This is a genomic window from Colwellia sp. KU-HH00111, from assembly GCF_040362745.1.
In the GTDB taxonomy this organism is placed as follows: Bacteria; Pseudomonadota; Gammaproteobacteria; order Enterobacterales; family Alteromonadaceae; genus Colwellia.
On record NZ_BAABWO010000004.1, the window covers coordinates 129,338 to 148,329 of the forward strand.

Genomic DNA, 18,992 nt, shown 5'->3' on the forward strand with positions numbered 1-18,992 from the left:
TGTTACCAACTCACCACTAAAACCTCATCACTATAATATTTGTAACTAATCAATATTATTTTTGCTTGGCTTTAATGCGATCTAGTACTGAATTCGCACTGCTATCTTGAGAGCCTATGCCTGCGGCTTTTAGTTGCGCTGCTAGTGACGTATCAGAGTCTTCTGATTCAAGTACTTCAGCAGCTTTCATCTTGTCATCAAATTTTTGTTGTTTAGCTTTAATTCGTTCTAATGAATCTTTTGCGCTCAACAATTTTGAATTACTTGATGAGAAGTTATCCGTGATAGCTGATGTGGCTTTTTGTACACTTTCAGTGGTTTTTACCATTGATAACTGACGCTTATGCTCGGTCACTTGACGTTCACTTTTCTTAACTAACTCTTTTAATCTTTCAGCGTTACCGGCAAAGCTATCATGAGCCTGTTGCTGGGTCGCTAATTCGCTTTCTAAGTTAGAAATTTTCTCTGCTACGGCAAGTGCGAGAGCTTCATCGCCTTTATCCAGCGCTTGTCCTGCATAACCTTCATGCTCAACAATTTCTTTTTGTAAACGCGCTACTTCGCGTTGAGCAGACATTTGCTCAGCCATAACTCCGGTTAAATCACGTTTGGCTTTGGTTAAATGATTCTCAGCATCACGGATTTCTTGTTCGAAAATTCGGGTTGCATTAGCATCAATAATAGCTTCGCCTGCTTCAGAGGCACCGCCACGAATTGCGGTCATAATCTTTTTAAATATACTCATGTTTTTTCTCCATTAATATTGTTATGCAGCGCAAGGATTTGATCGAATAAGTTGAACTCAATCCTTTATCAAGCGTCGTTACAATTTAAAATTAATCTATAAAAGGTAATCACTCATGTCATCAATAACTTCAACGGCGTTATTGCTTAAAACGGCTAGCTCGTGCTCTATATCGTCGAAACTTGAATTTATAGAAAGCGCACCGAAGACAACATATTTATCACCTATTTTTGAAAATGATGATAACGGCATGGGAATGTTCATCTCTAACATGCTTTCGTGCATTGCGGTTAAGCTATCTGGTTTAACTTCATCTGTACCCCAAAGGTAACTGATACACAGTATTTGGTCGTCAGTAACTGAAACAAAAATCGGCAACTCTTCTCGACCCGAAATTGTGATTTGCAGTACATCGACTTCACCTGAAATTGGTTGACAGTCAAAATTCATCCCTGTGTCTGAGTTATCGGCCAAACTGTTTAAATGATCGGCTATAGTATGAATGTTCATGTATTTCCTATCCTTATTTTATATCTGTGTATATGACATATTATGTCACGGGTTAAATTTAGCACTTTGACATAATATGTCAAGACTTTATTTCATTTTTTATTTTTTATCACAATTTTGTTCAGTTGTAATCTATACCTAATCAATTCCTTGTTGGTCTTGCCAAGCTTGTTGATGCAATTGATAGAGCGTATGGCTACCCAATATGTTGATATCTACACTATCTTGGTGTTGATAAAAACCATTTGGAAAAATAAAGGCTGCTTTTAGCATTTCAAGATTTAACCAAGTATGCTTCACAGGTAGTTCTGTTAGGTTATTTAATCTTGCAAGCGGGCTAGCGCCCATTTTTGATGCAATAGTCCAGCCCCATTCGCCAAAGCTTGGCACATTATCATGGTATTGTTGTACATGCACAAACCCACCAGCACTTAAGGTTTTACCAATCGAAATAAAAGAGTCTTTGGCATGATACGGACTTGTGGATTGAACCGCGATCAAACCATCACCGGCAAGTAATTGCTTTAATCGAGCATAAAAATTAACTGAATAAAGCTTGTTGAGATCGGGGTGGCTCGGATCAGGCAAATCAACAATAATCGCATCAAATACTTGTCCTGAGTTCAACAGTTCGTTTATTTTAATGAAAGCATCACTACGCAAAATGGTGGCACGTTTATCTTGTAAGCTCTTATTATTTAGACGACTGATTTTTTGTGCGAGACTTGCATTTAAGTGCTGCTGTGGTGATTGAAAGATATCAATTAATTCTGCATCTAAATCAATCAATGTCACATGCTTAGGCGAGTACTTTAATACATCTCTCAGTGCTAAACCATCACCACCACCAATGATTAAGATATTGTCTTGGCGAGCCGAGCCCGCTAATACCGGTGCGACTAAATAGTCATGATAGATATGTTCATCGATAGATGAAAACTGCAAGCGACCATTAAGGTAAAAATTGATCACGCTTTTTTGAGCGCTACCAGACAAGGTATGAACAGAGTTTAAGCCCATATTTCTTTCGGTAAAAGTTAATTGTTGATAGCGTGTTTTTTGGCTATGTACCACTTTGTCTAAATAAAGCAGGCTATTCATTTGGTTGAGCCATTGATTGCCATAGTTGAACATCAACACAATAATGCCAGCTAACAGCAGGTGAAAGCCGACAAATGTTTTGCGCCACTGCAACTTGTGCCAATAGCGGACAATAAAAAAGGTGCCAGTAATTAAATTTAAGCTAGCAGTTAAAGCCGCTGCTTTGCTGATATCTATGCTTAATAAAAATAGTACCCATATAGCCGCACCAAGGCCAGCACCGATATAATCGGCACCATAAATAGTGCCTAGATTATTGGCTAAATGCTGGCCATGAATCTGCTCTCTAATACGGGCAATGAGTGGGATTTCCATACCAATAAAAAAACCAATCACCACACCAAACAGGTAGGGACTTTTCATAGCAAGAAAACTTAATTGATTAAATATCCCTCCTTGAGGCAGCATGTCTGGGGGCAGGGCAAACATATCGGAAATAATATGAGGTAAGGTTTGAGTAACAGCGATTAGCGCTGCAATAAATAAAATAGCGCTAGTACCCAACAAGGCAATGATCAGCTCTAAGCAGACAAAACCATTAAATGCACAGCGAACTTTACGTGCAGCAAAAGCCCCTAATCCCATAGAGACTATCATGAGTCCTATCATGGTATATATGGTGCTTTCCATAACACCAAGCACTCTACCCGCGTAATGGGACAGTAGATATTCGTAAATTATTCCACACCCAGCTAAAATCGCCATGGTTAGAATAAGCAAAGTATCGTCAATAATTAGTGTGCGGTTTGCATATTTGTTGTTCATAAAGTAGAGAGGTTACTCGGTTGTATCGAGGTTGAGGTGGTCGATGCTTGGCGGTATTGCTTTAGCAGCGTTAATAACAAGATGCCAGCATGGAGTACTTACTGGCATCTTGTGTTAGAGAGGCGTTTTATGCCATCAAGGCCGATAAAATCAATGCTATAGCTATACTAGTGGCCATCTCAATGCTGGCAACACCAATATTATGTTGTTGATCCACTTCTTCTACTAAGTTAATACCCCACAAGACAATACGTTTGGCGAGTGATGTTAGCAGTGCGACCAACAAGGTCATGATAATGCCGAACACCAACCAACCGATAAGGTTGACTACTAAGGTTTCTGGGCTGTATACAAGAAAATGGCTTGCAGCAGTAACTGCAAGTGCTGTACTAATAACTTGACCAGCATAACGAATGGCTAAGGCTAATTGCCCTTCACTCAATGCTTCTTGTAAGCAGTCTTCTTGGTTGTTTTTCGCGTAATTACTTTCTCTGATCCGGGTTACTAATACTAAAACAGCTTGCGCTACAATGAAGCCCGAGGTGATGGCGATGAAAGTTGCAACTTCTAGCCCATCAACCCAAAGTAATACAGCACGAATGATAATAGCGGTGGCAATTGCGCCAGCGGCATCAATAATACCAATGGTTAGATTTTGCTCTTTTATCAATAGGGCTTTATTTAAATGTTGTAACGCAATTTTATCTTGAATAACTCGGCCTATTTTAATTAGTACTAAGCCATATACGCCGTAGGACAACATGCCGATGATTTCCATCATATAGCTTGAGGCATTTTCTCCAGTGATTGCACCCGTTAATACAATACCTAAGGCCAAAATACTGCCTGCGACACTGACACCAAAAGCAAAATTGTCTTTGTGAGCGAGTTCATCAGTGCTATTTACTTGGCTAGTTAGCCCCAATAAAAAACGCATAGCACCTAAAAGGATAATAGCAATGGTGACATCTATCGCTAAATAAATGAGTAACTCCTGATTAACACCAACGAGTTCAATTAATGTATTTATCATGTTTTCTATTCCTATTGCTTATTACTTACCACGACTGAAGCCGCGTGATGTATTGGTGTTCGAGTTTCTAAAGCTAGAGCTTTTTTTAGACTTGCTGGCATAGCTGCTTTTTTTAGCTGTGTTACTTTTAAACCGATTAGCGCTGGTTTGTGCCGTTTTGCTTTTGCTTGATAAACTTGATGAGCCGGTACGATTTTTACTATAAGGGCTAGTGTATCTCTTTCCTTGGCTCGCAAATGATTTTTTAGTGCGTTGCTCAAGCTTGGTTTGGTTTTTCAACTGATTTGGTGAGCTATAACGCGTTCTGCCGTAATCGTTGTAATAGCTGTAGTTACGCGAACGACCCCAATCGTTGTAATAAGTACGGCGGCCAAATAAATCGCCCATCATTGAATACATGCCATACCATGCCCAAAATGACATACCGTTACTACCGGTTTGCCAATGACCATAACTAGGGTTACCGATGAGCTGTTCACCTGTGCCAAAATCTTGTGCGTTATTTGCTTGTTGACTTTGTGCTTTGGATAATGAGTTAACACGCGGTAATTGGCCATCAGACATATCTGATAATACGTTTAATGGATCACTTAACGCATCAGAAAACAGTACAGGATCAGCCGCCTGATAAATATTGAGTAATTCGTCATAGAGCGCTTGGCTGCTAGCAAACATTTGTGGCTGGTTTTTGGCGGTATTGACACGATCAAGCAATGCCTGATACATAGGCCCTTGAGTGGTTGCATCTTTTTTAAATTCATTAATTAAAGGTGCTAGATTAGGTTTTAGATCAAGTACTTTATCTGCATACTGCTTAATAAGGTTAGCATTGCGTACTTGGTCACTATTTAAAGCATCCCCCAACTGGGTTACTCTTTGCTCAGTAATAGGGAGTTGTTGTAATGCTTGTTCTTTAATTGGATCTCCACAGGCAGATAATAAAAAAAGCGTTATTACTAACAGGGTGCTAGTAGCAAGCTTATTAAAATATTGCAGGGGAAAAGAATGTTTTAGGCTTTGCATTGCTGCCATCATCTCCGTATAAATGCTATGTTATTCTTAAGTTATACCTATATGGCATTAATGCTATATTAATAACACTAACAACATATTGTGTCTATTGTCTTGGTTATTTATATTGACCACAAAAAGGAGCGCGTTTGTCTTTTCTCACTTTATCTCAGCTCAATGATAATGAGTTATTATCACAGCAGCAACAAAAAAGTTGGCAGCAGTTTAGTCAGCAGCATCCTCAAAGTTTTCAAACGTTAACCTCTGAGCAGCTTGAACACTTTAAAGTGGCTATCGCACTGAGCGATTTTGTTTTATCTAGTGCGCTGCGAGCACCCGAATTAGTTGTAGAATTATTTGTAAGTAAAGATGTTTATTTGCTCACTACTCCGAACTACAGCAAATTACTGCAAGCCTTGTTGAGTGATTGCCAAAGTGAAGAGCAGTTGCACCGGTTATTAAGGCGCTTTCGATTACAGCAAATGGTCAATATTGCAGTTGCTGATTTAGTGTTAGATATTGCGTTGACAAATTCTCTAGAACGCTTGTCATTACTAGCAGATGCCTTGATTCAATGCAGTCTAGATTGGTTAACCCAGTTTTGTCAAAATAAATGGGGAACTCCCACCAGTAAAACGGGCGAAGCTCAGTCGCTGCTTGTTTACGGTATGGGAAAACTTGGCGGAAAAGAGCTAAACTTCTCCTCAGATATTGACTTGATTTTTGCCTATCCTCATAGCGGAGAAACAGTTGGCTGTCGTCGTAGCTTAGATAATCAACAATTTTTTACCCGTCTAGCACAAAAACTTATTACCTCATTACATCAACATACCGCGGATGGTTTTGTTTATAGGGTGGATATGCGATTAAGACCCTTTGGTGACAGTGGACCGCTAGTACTTACGTTTAATGCGATGGAAGATTATTACCAAGAGCAGGGACGAGATTGGGAACGATATGCCATGCTTAAGGCGCGGGTAATCCCACCTCTAAATGGTCAAGATCACTATCATCAAAAATTAGCCGTGTTATTGCGCCCATTTGTCTATCGTCGCTATATTGATTTTAGTGTTATTGACAGTTTGCGAAGAATGAAATCGATGATTTCTCAAGAGGTTAGACGTAAGCAATTAGTAAATAATATAAAACTTGGTGCTGGTGGCATTAGAGAAATAGAATTTATTGTGCAAGTGTTTCAATTAATTCGTGGCGGTAGAGTAAAAACTTTGCAACATCGAAGCTTGCTAACTGTATTACCTGAATTAGTGATAGCGTCTGAAATGACACCCGACAGTAAAACCGTGTTAGAAAATGCCTATTGTTTTCTGCGTAGAGTCGAGAATATTATCCAAGCCTTAGCAGACAAACAAACGCAAACGTTACCTGAGTGTGAGTTAGACAAACAGCGAATCCTAACGGTATTAAATATTGGCTGTTGGCATGATTTTATGCAGGTATTACAAGAGCATATGAATAACGTTCATGAAAAATTTGAACAGTTAATTGGTATCGATAGTCCAAATCATCAAGCGGAAGATCAGCACTGGAGTACTCTGTGGAATAGTCGTTGGAGTGATGAAGAGTCTATAGCCTGGCTTGAACAAGAAAAATTGGATCATCAAGGTGAGTCTTGGAAAAGTGATAGAGTTTGGCGTTTGTTGTCAGACTTTCGAGATGATGTTGGCAAGCGAAGCATTGGTAATCGAGGTCGGCAAGTATTAGATAAATTAATTCCGCAATTAATTTGCCACCTTCAACAAACCCACCAAGCTGAATTTGTGCTTGAACGGGTGTTTCATGTATTTAAAAAAATAGTCACCCGTACTGCTTATTTAGAGTTGTTATTTGAAAATGAAGGGGCACTTAAACAGCTCATACATTTATGTCAAGCTAGTAGTTGGGTAACCGACTACATTGCTAAATATCCAATTCTACTTGATGAGTTGATTGATCCAACCTTATTACATAACCCGCCTAAGTTATCTGCTTATGGGCTTGAACTTCGTGAAAGTATGCTGCGGATCCCAGAAGAAGATCTTGAAGCGCAAATGGATGGGCTACGCCTTTTTAAACAAGCCCAGCAATTACGTATTGCGGCGGCCGATATCACTGGCGCCTTAGATGTTAAGCATGTCAGCCAACACTTAACGGCGTTAGCAGAAGCTATCATCAATGAAGTGATTAATATTGCCTGGCAACAAGTTGCTAACCGTTTCGGTGTGCCAAAATCAACCGTGGGCACCAACTCTAAAGGCTTTGCGGTAATTGCTTACGGTAAAACAGGTGGCAATGAATTAAGCTATGGCTCTGATCTTGATCTAGTATTTGTTCATCATAGCCCTGAAGGCGATGAAACAACTGGCTTAGCAAGTGGTGATAAAGTGGTGCCGGCAAGCCAGTTTTATATGAAACTAGCACAACGCATTATGCATATTTTTAACACTCGGATGAGCAGTGGTATTTTATATGAATTAGATATGCGTTTACGTCCCTCGGGTAACTCTGGGGTGTTAGTGATACACATAAACACCTTTGCACAATACCAGCAGCAAGATGCATGGACTTGGGAGCATCAGGCCTTAGTTCGTGCTCGCGTTGTTTATGGTAATCAAGTTATTGAACATGAGTTTATCAAAATTAGAACGCAAATTTTACGACAACCTAGAGAGATTGAACAATTAAAAGCTGATGTAAAAAGTATGCGTGAAAAAATGCGTAATCACCTTGATAAGTCTACTGATGATCTAGTTGATATAAAACAAGGCGAAGGAGGCTTAGTTGATATCGAGTTTTTAGCGCAATATCTTGTGTTAGCTAACAGTTATGAGCATACAAGCTTAACCGAGCGTTGTGACAATGTTGGCATATTTAAAGCGCTAGCCCGTCATAATATATTGACAACAGCCGAACGCGACTTGTTGATTGATGGTTATCAAACGCTCAGAATGTATGGCCATAAAGCAACCTTGCAAAATAACAGTTCGCTAATGGAAAAATCTGCTTTAACAGGGCAAGACAAGGTGATGGCATTATGGCAAAAGTTTATCTAACAATAACATGCTTAGTATATACTTGATTGTTATAGCAAAATACACTCATCGTTTAGATAACTGGGCGGCTCGTTAACAAAAACTAAAGTACGTTGTTGATAACAAAAATAGCAGTTTACCCCTTCAGGAAAGTGGCCGGCTATGGCTTGACCCACTTGTTTGGCTGTTTTTAATAGGTTGTTATTGATGCGAAAGTAATCTTTAACGATAAAGTCTTTATTGATCCACCAAATAATATCAAGCCCTTCAGCCGTTGAGAATTCAGAAAGCTTTTGATAAAGCGCTTCTCCTTTTCGAAAAGGGCGAGATTTTTTGCTGCCGCCCCAACTTGTGCTGAATGGGCGAGTTTTTGTTTTTTTCTCTTGTAATATCTTAATTAAATCGCCTTCGGGTTCGGGTAAAAAAATCACATTGTTTCTAATTTTTCTTTCACTGCTTTCGCCATAGACCTTAGCATAAAAGTTTGAAAGGCCATCTGCAGCAGCGTTAGTTGATTTTTTTTTTGGCTTTTTAGGTGCAGATTCCGTTGTATTGCTATCAGCATTAGCTGTTTTTTTTGCATCCTCATCAGAGGTTTGCGTTTCTTCATTTTTTGGTGATGAGGCAACAGTGCTTGGCTCAGAGGTGTTATCACCAAGTAACACGTCTTGGTAAAGAAAAAAGGCAACCCCAAGCCCAATTAGTATGACTGCTATAATAGCGTTTCTAATCCAAAAACCCATGATACATTTTATCCAATTGTTATCATTTCTTATTGTTATACCATACAAAAAAGTAACACATTATTCAAAAGATTAAATAAAGCCTATTTGAGCATAGCAGAGCAATTGTCGTAAATGCTGTATTGAGGTACTTGATAAATATTCTGGTGTTATCACAGTTGTAGCTGAACCTATCTGGCAATAAAAAAGCCGCTAACCTTATGCTAAGGTCAGCGGCTTTTTGTTTAATTAGAAGTCTCGCCCTGAAAAGGGTTTTACTTACCGGCAATTAAACCTGAATTGATTGCGGTAATATCGTCTTCGGTAATACTGCCGCCAGCACGTTTTAATAATAAAACATTTTGAATATAAGCATAACGAGTAGATGATAAGTTACGTTTAGCATTATATAGATTACGCGTGCTATCTAATACATCAACAATTGTACGAGTACCTACTTCAAAGCCAGCCTCAGTTGCTTCTAGTGCTTTTTCAGCACTTAATACTGATTGTTCAAATGCTTTAATGCCTGAAATGGTTGCCACTACGGTATTGTATGCATTGCGAGTAGTGCGAACAACGTTGCGATGTGCTTGCATTAAGTCTTGATTAGCTAGCACAAAGCGTTTTTGAGCTTGACGAACACTACTCTCAATTGCACCACCTGAATAAAGTGGTACGTTAAGTCTTAGGCCAATAGAGTAGTCATTTAAAGCAGGGTTATCAAATTGCCCTAAAGGCCCTTTTGATTCGGCGTCACTGCTATCATAAGTAGCTCCAAAATCTAGGGTAGGGTAGTGACCTGCTCTGGCTGAATCAATGGCTTGCTTCGCAATTTCAATGCCTACTTTCGCTGTAATTAAATCCAGATTTTTTGCTTCAGCGGTTTGTTGCCAAGCATTGGCACTGTTCGGACTTGGTAGCGTTGTACTAAAACGCTCGGTGTTTAAAGCATTAATATTGTCAGGGTAGACATTGGTAATTACACGTAATGACTCTTCAGCGCTAAAAATAGCATTTTTTGCACGAATTTCTTCAGTTACCGCGTTGTCAAATTGTGCTTGTGCTTCATACACATCGGTTATGGCGGTTAAGCCCACAGAAAAGCGTTGTTTGGTTTGTTCAAGCTGGCGAGCGATGGCTGCTTTTTCAGCTTGAGCAAAAACTAAGTCATCTTTGGCTTTTAACACATTGAAATAGGCTTGTGTGACTCTGACGATAAGATCCTGCTTGGCTACCTGATAGCTTAAATCACTTTGGTGAGCTGTTTTTTCGGCAATATCTAAACCTAACCATGTATCATGGTGGTAAAGTTGCATATTCAAGCTAGCGCCATAACCTAATGAGTTAAATTCAGTTGTTATTACACTGCCTTCGTTGTAACTTTCTGTTTCGCCATCACTATAGCTACCATAGGCACTTATTTGTGGTAATAGTGCCGCACGTGCTTTAATAATATCTTCTTTTACTATTTCAGATTGGGCTTGTGCTTTTAACACTACCGTGTCGTTTAATAATGCTTGCTGATAAACTGATAGTAAATCGTCGGCTTGTGCGGTGTTAACTGTTAACGCACTCGCAATGGCTATAATTAGTGTGCTTAATGTTTTTTTCATGAGTAGAACGTCCCTTGGGGAGCTTTGTTCCCCTTATATAATTTTACAATGTTGTTTTTATGCGAGGTTATGTTACCGAAGTTTTAAAATTAACCAAATAAAATAAGTGTTTACTAGTGTAACAAATTATTATTAAAAAGAGAGTGTTTATGCAAAAGATTAAGAGTGAACGCCCCTTGATATTGCAATATGGGCTGCAGGATGTATCAATAACGGCAATCGACACAAAATATCAGGGTTTTTTCAAGCTTAACCAATACCAGCTCAGCCATAAGCTGTTTGCTCAAAAACAAAGTGATACCTTTACCCGAGAAGTATTTGAACGTGGTGATGCTGTAGTTGTGATGTTATATGATCCAGCTCAAGATAAGCTTCTGTTATTAGAGCAGTTTAGGGCAGGTGCGATACGTTCTGGCGAAACTCCGTGGATGCTAGAATTTGTCGCGGGCATGTTCAATGAAAACGAAAGCCCAGTAGATGTTGCTGTGCGCGAAACAAAAGAAGAAGCTAATATTAGCTTAGCACCTGCGGATGTGCAGCCAATAATGCAATACTTATCTAGCCCCGGTGGTATGAGCGAGCGTATTCACTTATATTGGGCAAGGTTTGACAGCAAGCAGGTCATACCGGGCAGTATTTATGGTTTAGAAGATGAAAATGAAGATATTTTGTTACATCTAATCACCCGAGAACAGGCATTAGCGTTATTAAACCAAGGGAAAATTAGTAACGCTGCCACGGTAATTGGCTTACAATGGTTAGCATTAAATTATCAAAACTTGTAGGGCGGATTTCAATCCGACAAATGCAACAGAGTCACTAGGGGCGCTAGGAGCAGTAGGAACACGAGCAATACATTTTCTCTAGAAGATGAACAACCAATGTAGGACGGATTTCAATCCGACAAATGCAACAGAGTCACTAGAGGCGCTAGGAGCAGTAGGAACACGAGTAATACACTTCTCTACAAGATGAACAACCAATGTAGGGCGGATTTCAATCCGACAAATACAACAGAGTCACTAGAGGCGCTAGGAGCACTAGGAACACGAGTAATGCATTTCCCTACAGGATGAACAACCAATGTAGGGCGGATTTCAATCCGACAATCGAAACGATAAACTATAGTACGTTAAGGGGTTAATAATTGAGTTTTTTTCCAAATAGTAAAGTCAATAGCCGTCAGCGCTATCAACCTAACCTTGTTAGTTTGATGACACTGTGCGCTAATAACTATAATTTGCTATTGAAATTGCAGGCCAATAAGACACAACGTCACCAGCAACGCGACTTTTTTATTAATGATCGCTTAGCCTATGTTATTGTTGTAAAAGAAGTAACCCCCTATACTTCGCTGCTAACATTTGAACAAAAAACACCTACCCAACAACTAAGTAAACATTCATATCACCCACGAATGTCTATCCGCTTATATCATGATGCACGCATGGCAGAAGTGATTAGTAGTCAAGGTATTCAGCAGGTAAAACCTCGTTATGATTACCCCAATAAGCATATGCACCAGCAAGATGAAAAGCAGCAAATCAATCAATTTTTAAATGAATGGTTGCAACTCTGTTTAGCCCATGGTCAAGTCAAGGTAGAGCTCAAAAATTGTCAATAACTAATCAAAATTCCCCGCTTATTATCGCCCAGTTCAGTGATTGTCATCTGTTTGCTGACAAGCAGGCTAAACACCTTGGCGCCAGTGTTTGGCAAAACTTATTAACCGTTTTGGCGGATCTTAAAAAACGTAGTAATGTTCACTGTGCGGTTTTTACCGGAGATCTCACCCAAGATCACTCTGAACATTCCTATCAACATTTTGTAGATGCGGTTCAACAAGCACAACTCGCAATGCCAGTATTTTTTTTGGCAGGTAATCACGATGATAAGCAGTTATTAACCAAGTACCTGCAAGCCCCGGCATTTAATAGTGAAAGAACGATTAATCATGACAATTGGCAAATTCAATTAATTGACAGTAAAAGTGATACGCCATCAGGTTTGGTGAATGACGAAAGTTTGTATGGGTTATCACAACGTATAGAGCCTGATAAACATCAATTACTGATGATGCATCATCATCCCATTAATATTGGCTACTACATTGATAAACATGGTTTATTAAATCAAGATGGTTTTTGGCAAAACATTACTCAGTTAAATCAAAACAAGGGTAATATTAAAGCAATTGCATGCGGTCATGTTCACCGCGCGAGTAAATTGTCTAAACAGAATATTGATATTTATACTTGTCCTGCAACCTCAATCCAATTTGGTGAAACTAAGGAGAAGCCCGGTTCAATCGAGCCAAGTTACCGGCTATTTTACTTGCATTGCAACGGGGCGATTGAAAGTGAAATTATTTCGCCATAACAAACCATGTCACATCTGTGGAGTGGCCTAAAGCGTCATTTTAGTAGTGTTTTAAGCTGGAATCCAAACTAATATGCAAACAAATATCCTTTTTATCCATGGTTTTAATTCATCCCCTTTATCACATAAAGCTGAGCTCACACGTCAATATTTTCAGCAATACTATCCCAGTATTAATTTTATTTGTCCGCAATTGGCAACCTCACCTAAAGCCGCTATTTTGCAGCTAGAATCAATAATAGAAGACGCTACGCCTTTGGGTACTCATGATGGCCCTAAAGCTACTCAATGGTTGTTAATAGGCTCTTCACTCGGAGGCTATTTTGCTAGTTACCTCGCTAACACATACCAATTAGCTGTGGTATTGATAAACCCCGCGATAAAACCCTATGAGCTACTGGAAGACTATATTGGCGAGCAAAAAAATCCTTACACTGGAATTACCTATCAAGTAACCACAGAACATATGCACGATCTAAAAATGATTGAACAAAGCGCACCTAATATTGATGAACAACAAAAAAATAATTACCTAGTAATGGTACAAACAGGTGATGAAGTGTTAGATTATCAACAAGCCGTTGAAAAGTATCAACACTGCCGTCTAATAATAGAGCAGGGTGGTGATCATAGCTTTGTTGGCTTTGAAACAAAATTACCGATAATTGCTGATTTTTTGCAGTTATAACTTAATTTTAGTTATATAATTTCCAACATAAAAACAAGGTGCTTATGCACTTAGCTCAGGCTCAATGTGATATTTTGTGTGGGGATGTTTTACCCCCCTTGAACCAGAGTTAACGACATAGCCTTAAAAAATAATAAGATAGATAAACCATGACCGACCAATATAATTCAGATTCCATCGAAGTTCTTAGCGGCCTAGAGCCTGTTCGCCGCCGCCCTGGTATGTACACAGACACCACTCGTCCCAATCATTTAGGCCAAGAGGTTATAGATAACTCTGTGGATGAAGCGCTGGCAGGTTATGCGCAAAATATTATGGTGGTATTAGATACGGATCAATCACTTGAAATTATTGATGATGGTCGAGGCATGCCAACCGATATTCATCCAGAAGAAGGAGTGTCAGGTGTCGAGCTTATTTTTTGTAAACTTCATGCGGGTGGTAAGTTCTCCAATAAAAACTATCAATTTTCCGGTGGTTTGCACGGTGTGGGTATTTCAGTGGTTAACGCCCTATCAACGCGGGTTGATGTCACTGTTAAGCGTGATAGTAAAGTCTTTGAAATGGCATTTGAGAATGGAGACAAAGTTGAAGAGCTTACTGAAACAGGCACGGTAGGTAAGCGTAACACTGGCTCTCGAGTTAAATTTTGGCCAGATCCCAGCTATTTTGATTCACCAAAGTTTTCGGTTTTAAAACTGACACACTTACTCAAAGCCAAAGCCGTTTTATGCCCAGGTTTAACGATTAAATTTCATGACAAAACTGAAAACAAAAAGTATCAATGGTGCTATGAAGATGGCTTAACAGACTATTTAAAAGAGTCGGTTAAAGATTATGTGAGCTTACCTGAACAACCTTTTGTTGGCACTTTCTCAGCGCAAAATGAAGCAGCCGACTGGGCGGTAACTTGGCTACCCGAAGGCGGGGAAGGTATTGGTGAAAGTTATGTAAATTTAATTCCCACTATTGCTGGCGGTACACATGTAAATGGTTTGCGCCAAGGTTTATTAGAATCTATGCGTGAATTTTGTGAATTTCGCAACCTTATTCCTCGGGGAGTCAAATTAACTCCCGATGATATTTGGGATAAGTGTAGTTACATCCTCTCGATTAAAATGCAAGACCCACAATTTGCCGGGCAAACCAAAGAGCGTTTATCCTCGCGCCAATGTGCTGCTTTTGTCACAGGCGTTGTCAAAGACTCGTTTAGTTTATGGTTAAATGAACATACCGATATTGCTGAGCTTTTAGCCGAATTTTGTATCAGTAATGCACAAAAACGCATGCGTGCTAGCAAAAAAGTTGTGCGTAAAAAAATTACCCAAGGGCCGGCATTACCGGGTAAATTAACCGATTGTGGTAGCCAAGATTTATCGCGCACTGAATTGTTTTTAGTAGAGGGCGATTCAGCGGGCGGCAGTGCAAAACAAGCACGCGATCGTGAAACACAAGCCATTATGCCGCTGCGCGGTAAAATTTTAAATACTTGGGAAGTTGAATCAGGACAAATACTCGCCTCACAAGAGGTACATGATATTTCAGTTGCCCTAGGGATAGACCCCGACAGCGACGATTTATCAGAACTACGTTACGGTAAAATTTGTATCCTAGCAGATGCTGACTCGGATGGTCTGCACATAGCCACCTTACTTTGTGCCTTGTTCACCCAGCATTTTTTACCCTTGGTACAAGCAGGGCACGTATACGTAGCCATGCCGCCATTGTACAGAATAGATGTGGGCAAAGAAGTTTTTTACGCCCTTGATGAAGCTGAAAAAGACGGCATTCTTGATAGAATAGAAGCGGAGAAAAAGCGTGGTAAAGTCAACGTGCAACGGTTCAAAGGTTTGGGTGAAATGAACCCGCTACAGCTTAGAGAAACCACTATGGATGCCAATACTCGCCGCTTAGTTCAACTGACTGCCTTTGATGATGAACACAGCGAAACCATTGAAATGATGGATATGTTGCTATCTAAAAAACGATCAGGTGATCGCAAAGAATGGCTGCAAACTAAGGGTGATATGGCGGTAGTGTAATTGAGCTAAAACGTTTATAAAGAGTAACCATGTTTTCACAAATATTCACCATTATTTTTCCGCTTTTTGCTATTGTTTCCATTGGTTTTTTTTATGGTAGAAAGCATGCACCCGACATGGTTTCGGCTAACCAACTTAATTTAGATATATTTGTTCCTGCGTTAATTTTACATGTATTAGCTGACAAAAGTTTTCAAGTTGACACCTATTCACAACTCGCTATAGGGGGCGCGTTTGTGGTGATATTCTCTGGGTTTTTAGCGTGGCCGGTTGCTAAACTCATGGGCTTTAATGTTAAAACCTTTGTGCCACCAATGATGTTTTCTAATTCTGGTAATATTGGCTTGCCCTTAGCTTTGTTTGCTTTTGGGGAGCAAGCGCTTCCTGCCGCGGTGATGTTATTTATTGTGGAAAACACCTTACATTTTAGTTTAGGTATGAAAATGATGGATAGGAAGATTTCGCTATTTTCTATCGTAAAAATTCCTATGGTTTTTGCTGTGGTGGTGGGGTTGTGCTTAAGTGTTAGCGGTTTAGTGTTACCTGAAGTAGTTACTATTTCAATAGAGATGTTAGGTATGGTTTCTATTCCCTTAATGTTATTTTCGCTTGGGGTAAGGTTAACGTCTGTAAACCTACAAGACTGGAAAATAGGGCTAGTTGGTGCCATTATTTGCCCGGTCACGGGGATTATTTTGGTGTTATTGGTTGCACCGTTTTTACATTTAACTGAATTACAATATGGCCAGTTATTGATTTTTGGAATATTACCGCCAGCAGTGCTTAACTTTATGGTGGCTGAAAAATACAATCAGCAACCTAAACAAGTTGCATCAATCGTGTTAATCGGTAATTTAGCCAGTTTGGCAACTATTCCTACCGTGCTTTATTTCTTGTTATAAACAATCAATGTCATAATTTTGTCATATCATTATGTTATAAAAATGCGCTAAAATTATTTCATGTGTAAACCCTTATTATCCATTGGGTTTATTTGTTTAGATAACCTTTAAAAAGAAAAATCATGACTATAAAAGTAGGTATTAACGGTTTTGGCCGTATGGGAAGGTTGATCATGCGCGCAGCATTTGACTGGCCTGAAGTAGATTTCATTCAGATTAACGATCCCGCTGGAGATGCTCCAACCTTAGCGCATCTACTTAATTTTGACTCAATCCATGGACGTTGGCACCTTGAGGCAAAGAGCGAGCAGAGAGGTGAGGGCGAAGCACATAAGGGTCAAATACTTGTTAATGATCGGCGTATTACTATTTCAAATAATCGCGCTATTTCAGACACTGATTGGTCGCACTGTGATTTAGTTATTGAAGCCTCTGGGGTGATGCGTGACAAACATAAGCTGCAAGCCTATTTTGACCAAGGTGTTAAAAAGGTCTTGGTTACGGCACCAATGAAAGTATCAGAGCAAGACCAAGATGTTGTGAATATAGTGATGGGTGTTAATCAGCATTTATACCAAGCTGACAAGCACGCTATTATTACTGCAGCCTCATGTACAACTAATTGTTTAGCCCCTGTAGTCAAAGTGCTACAAGATCATATCGGGATCAAACATGGTAGCATGACCACTATTCACGATATCACCAACACCCAAACCATTTTAGATGCGCCGCACAAAGATTTACGTCGTGCTCGGGCGTGCGGACAATCACTCATTCCAACGTCAACCGGCTCGGCCAAAGCCATTACCGATATTTTTCCTGAATTAAAAGGCAAACTTAACGGCCATGCAGTGCGTGTACCTTTAGCAAATGCATCAATAACTGATTGTGTCTTTGAAATGCAACGTGCCGTGACCGTTGATGAAATAAATCAGCTAATGGCAACAGCTGCACAAGGTGAATTAAAAAATATTTTAGGTTATGAAGAGCGCCCATTAGTGTCGGTAGATTATAAAACCGATCCGAGATCGGTAATTGTTGATGCACTCTCTACCATGGTGGTTAGTGATACTCAGCTCAAAATGTATCTTTGGTATGACAATGAATGGGGTTATGCCAATAGAAGCGCAGAGTTAATGAAATTAATTGCGTTAAGTGTGTAAATGTTTGCAAAAATACAAAACCTACCGTTAGCTGTTAAACAATATGCAGTAATTACCGGTAATTACTGGGCATTTACCCTAACCGATGGCGCATTGCGCATGTTGATATTATTGCACTTTTATCAGCTAGGTTACGCGCCTTTAGCCTTAGCAATGCTGTTTGTTTTTTACGAAGTCTTTGGGGTTATTACTAACCTTATTGGTGGCTGGTTGGGCGCACGCGTGGGCTTGAATAAAACCATGAATATTGGTTTGTTCATGCAGGTGTTTGCCTTGTTAATGCTGGCGATACCAAGCGAGTATTTGTCAGTTATATACTTAATGACGGCACAAGCGTTGTCAGGTGTGGCTAAAGATCTCAATAAAATGAGCGCCAAAAGCAGTATTAAACTGTTGGTTGCCAATGTTTCAGCGGGAGATCGTGAAGGCACCTTGTTTAAGTGGGTGGCCTTGCTAACGGGCTCTAAAAACACGTTAAAAGGGGTTGGCTTTTTTCTAGGGGGCTTTTTACTAACAACATTAGGCTTTCAAGGGGGAGTGCTATTAATGGCCGCAGTATTGGCTGTTGTTGCCCTATTGAGTGTCACGTTACTTAAAAAAGACTTTGGCATAGCAAAATTCAAACCTAAATTTACCGATATTTTCTCTAAAAATCGTTCGCTAAATTACCTGTCAGCAGCGCGATTATGTTTATTTGCTGCTCGCGATGTTTGGTTTGTTATCGCTCTGCCGGTGTTTTTGGCTAGTCAATTAGAGTGGCAACATCAAAGTGTTGGCGCGTTCTTTGCGCTTTGGATAATTGCCTATGGTGCGGTACAGGCTTATACGCCTAACTTATTCAATGGAGAAAAACGCAATGGCGACACGGCAGAAAAAATTGACGTTAATGGTCGTTTAATTGCCTTATGGTCAACAATTTTAGCTGTTGTCATCTTGATGGTTTTTATTAGCCTGGCTATCAGCCCATATGCTGAAATTGTTATATTACTCGGGCTATTAGTTTTTGGTGGTATTTTTGCTATCAACTCATCGTTGCATAGCTATCTTATTGTTGCGCTGGCAAAAGAAGATGGCGTTTCAATGGATGTGGGGTTTTATTATACCGCTAATGCGCTGGGACGTTTATTAGGTACAGTGCTTTCTGGGTTACTTTATCAAGCCTTGTATACCGATAAACAAGGCTTGCTGGCGTGTTTGTTAGCTTCTTTTTTACTATCATTAGCAGCTGCTTTTTTTATTAAGCGGGTTTAGCTTTTAATTCGTAGATAAAAAGATTTATACTGACT

General features: G+C 39.7%; 16 protein-coding genes. 9 read left to right on the forward strand and 7 right to left on the reverse strand.

What is annotated here, in order from left to right:
* Positions 1-55 precede the first annotated feature (55 nt).
* From ABXG98_RS09270 to ABXG98_RS09290, 5 genes are all read right to left on the reverse strand, one after another.
* On the reverse strand, positions 56-745 hold the full coding sequence (locus ABXG98_RS09270) for a PspA/IM30 family protein (protein WP_353538387.1): 690 nt from the start codon (positions 743-745) through the stop codon (positions 56-58).
* Between the two features lie 96 nt (positions 746-841).
* Entirely contained in the window at positions 842-1,255 is a 414-nt protein-coding gene (locus tag ABXG98_RS09275) for a YjfI family protein (RefSeq protein ID WP_353538388.1), read from the reverse strand.
* A 138-nt stretch (positions 1,256-1,393) separates the two neighbouring features.
* Positions 1,394-3,121: a polyamine aminopropyltransferase gene (locus ABXG98_RS09280; protein WP_353538389.1), complete on the reverse strand. Its 1,728-nt coding sequence runs from the start codon at positions 3,119-3,121 to the stop codon at positions 1,394-1,396.
* Positions 3,122-3,248: 127 nt separating this feature from the next.
* Positions 3,249-4,151: a DUF350 domain-containing protein gene (locus ABXG98_RS09285; RefSeq protein WP_353538577.1), complete on the reverse strand. Its 903-nt coding sequence runs from the start codon at positions 4,149-4,151 to the stop codon at positions 3,249-3,251.
* A gap of 24 nt (positions 4,152-4,175) precedes the next feature.
* The gene (locus tag ABXG98_RS09290) at positions 4,176-5,186 is read right to left on the reverse strand and encodes a hypothetical protein (RefSeq protein ID WP_502901549.1); all 1,011 of its coding nucleotides are present in this window, start codon (positions 5,184-5,186) and stop codon (positions 4,176-4,178) included.
* Positions 5,187-5,314: 128 nt separating this feature from the next.
* On the opposite strand from ABXG98_RS09290, the gene glnE reads away from it, so the two are divergent.
* Positions 5,315-8,215, forward strand: a complete 2,901-nt coding sequence (gene glnE / locus ABXG98_RS09295; RefSeq protein ID WP_353538391.1) for a bifunctional [glutamate--ammonia ligase]-adenylyl-L-tyrosine phosphorylase/[glutamate--ammonia-ligase] adenylyltransferase — start codon at positions 5,315-5,317, stop codon at positions 8,213-8,215.
* A gap of 29 nt (positions 8,216-8,244) precedes the next feature.
* Here glnE and ABXG98_RS09300 read toward each other — a convergent pair whose 3' ends face one another.
* Positions 8,245-8,937 carry a TcpQ domain-containing protein gene (locus ABXG98_RS09300; RefSeq protein WP_353538392.1) on the reverse strand — a complete coding sequence of 231 codons (693 nt, stop codon included), beginning with the start codon at positions 8,935-8,937 and terminating at the stop codon, positions 8,245-8,247.
* Positions 8,938-9,191: 254 nt separating this feature from the next.
* On the reverse strand, positions 9,192-10,532 hold the full coding sequence (gene tolC / locus ABXG98_RS09305) for an outer membrane channel protein TolC (RefSeq protein ID WP_353538393.1): 1,341 nt from the start codon (positions 10,530-10,532) through the stop codon (positions 9,192-9,194).
* A gap of 149 nt (positions 10,533-10,681) precedes the next feature.
* Here tolC and ABXG98_RS09310 point away from each other — a divergent pair, with 149 nt between their 5' ends.
* The 8 genes from ABXG98_RS09310 (at position 10,682) to arsJ (ending at position 18,957) form a co-directional block, all read left to right on the forward strand.
* Positions 10,682-11,317: an NUDIX domain-containing protein gene (locus ABXG98_RS09310; RefSeq protein WP_353538394.1), complete on the forward strand. Its 636-nt coding sequence runs from the start codon at positions 10,682-10,684 to the stop codon at positions 11,315-11,317.
* Between the two features lie 362 nt (positions 11,318-11,679).
* Positions 11,680-12,156 (forward strand): DUF1249 domain-containing protein, encoded by a 477-nt coding sequence (locus ABXG98_RS09315; protein WP_353538395.1) that lies wholly within the window; start codon positions 11,680-11,682, stop codon positions 12,154-12,156.
* Positions 12,147-12,911 carry a metallophosphoesterase gene (locus tag ABXG98_RS09320; protein WP_353538396.1) on the forward strand — a complete coding sequence of 255 codons (765 nt, stop codon included), beginning with the start codon at positions 12,147-12,149 and terminating at the stop codon, positions 12,909-12,911. Before ABXG98_RS09315 ends, ABXG98_RS09320 begins: the two co-directional genes overlap by 10 nt.
* Positions 12,912-12,984: 73 nt before the next feature.
* Positions 12,985-13,599 carry a YqiA/YcfP family alpha/beta fold hydrolase gene (locus ABXG98_RS09325; protein ID WP_353538397.1) on the forward strand — a complete coding sequence of 205 codons (615 nt, stop codon included), beginning with the start codon at positions 12,985-12,987 and terminating at the stop codon, positions 13,597-13,599.
* Between the two features lie 149 nt (positions 13,600-13,748).
* Positions 13,749-15,641, forward strand: a complete 1,893-nt coding sequence (gene parE, locus ABXG98_RS09330; protein ID WP_353538398.1) for a DNA topoisomerase IV subunit B — start codon at positions 13,749-13,751, stop codon at positions 15,639-15,641.
* A 29-nt stretch (positions 15,642-15,670) separates the two neighbouring features.
* Positions 15,671-16,543, forward strand: coding sequence for an AEC family transporter (locus ABXG98_RS09335; protein WP_353538399.1), 873 nt, complete (start codon positions 15,671-15,673; stop codon positions 16,541-16,543).
* A gap of 122 nt (positions 16,544-16,665) precedes the next feature.
* Positions 16,666-17,706 carry an ArsJ-associated glyceraldehyde-3-phosphate dehydrogenase gene (locus ABXG98_RS09340; protein ID WP_353538400.1) on the forward strand — a complete coding sequence of 347 codons (1,041 nt, stop codon included), beginning with the start codon at positions 16,666-16,668 and terminating at the stop codon, positions 17,704-17,706.
* Positions 17,707-18,957: an organoarsenical effux MFS transporter ArsJ gene (gene arsJ / locus ABXG98_RS09345; RefSeq protein WP_353538401.1), complete on the forward strand. Its 1,251-nt coding sequence runs from the start codon at positions 17,707-17,709 to the stop codon at positions 18,955-18,957.
* Positions 18,958-18,992 lie beyond the last annotated feature (35 nt).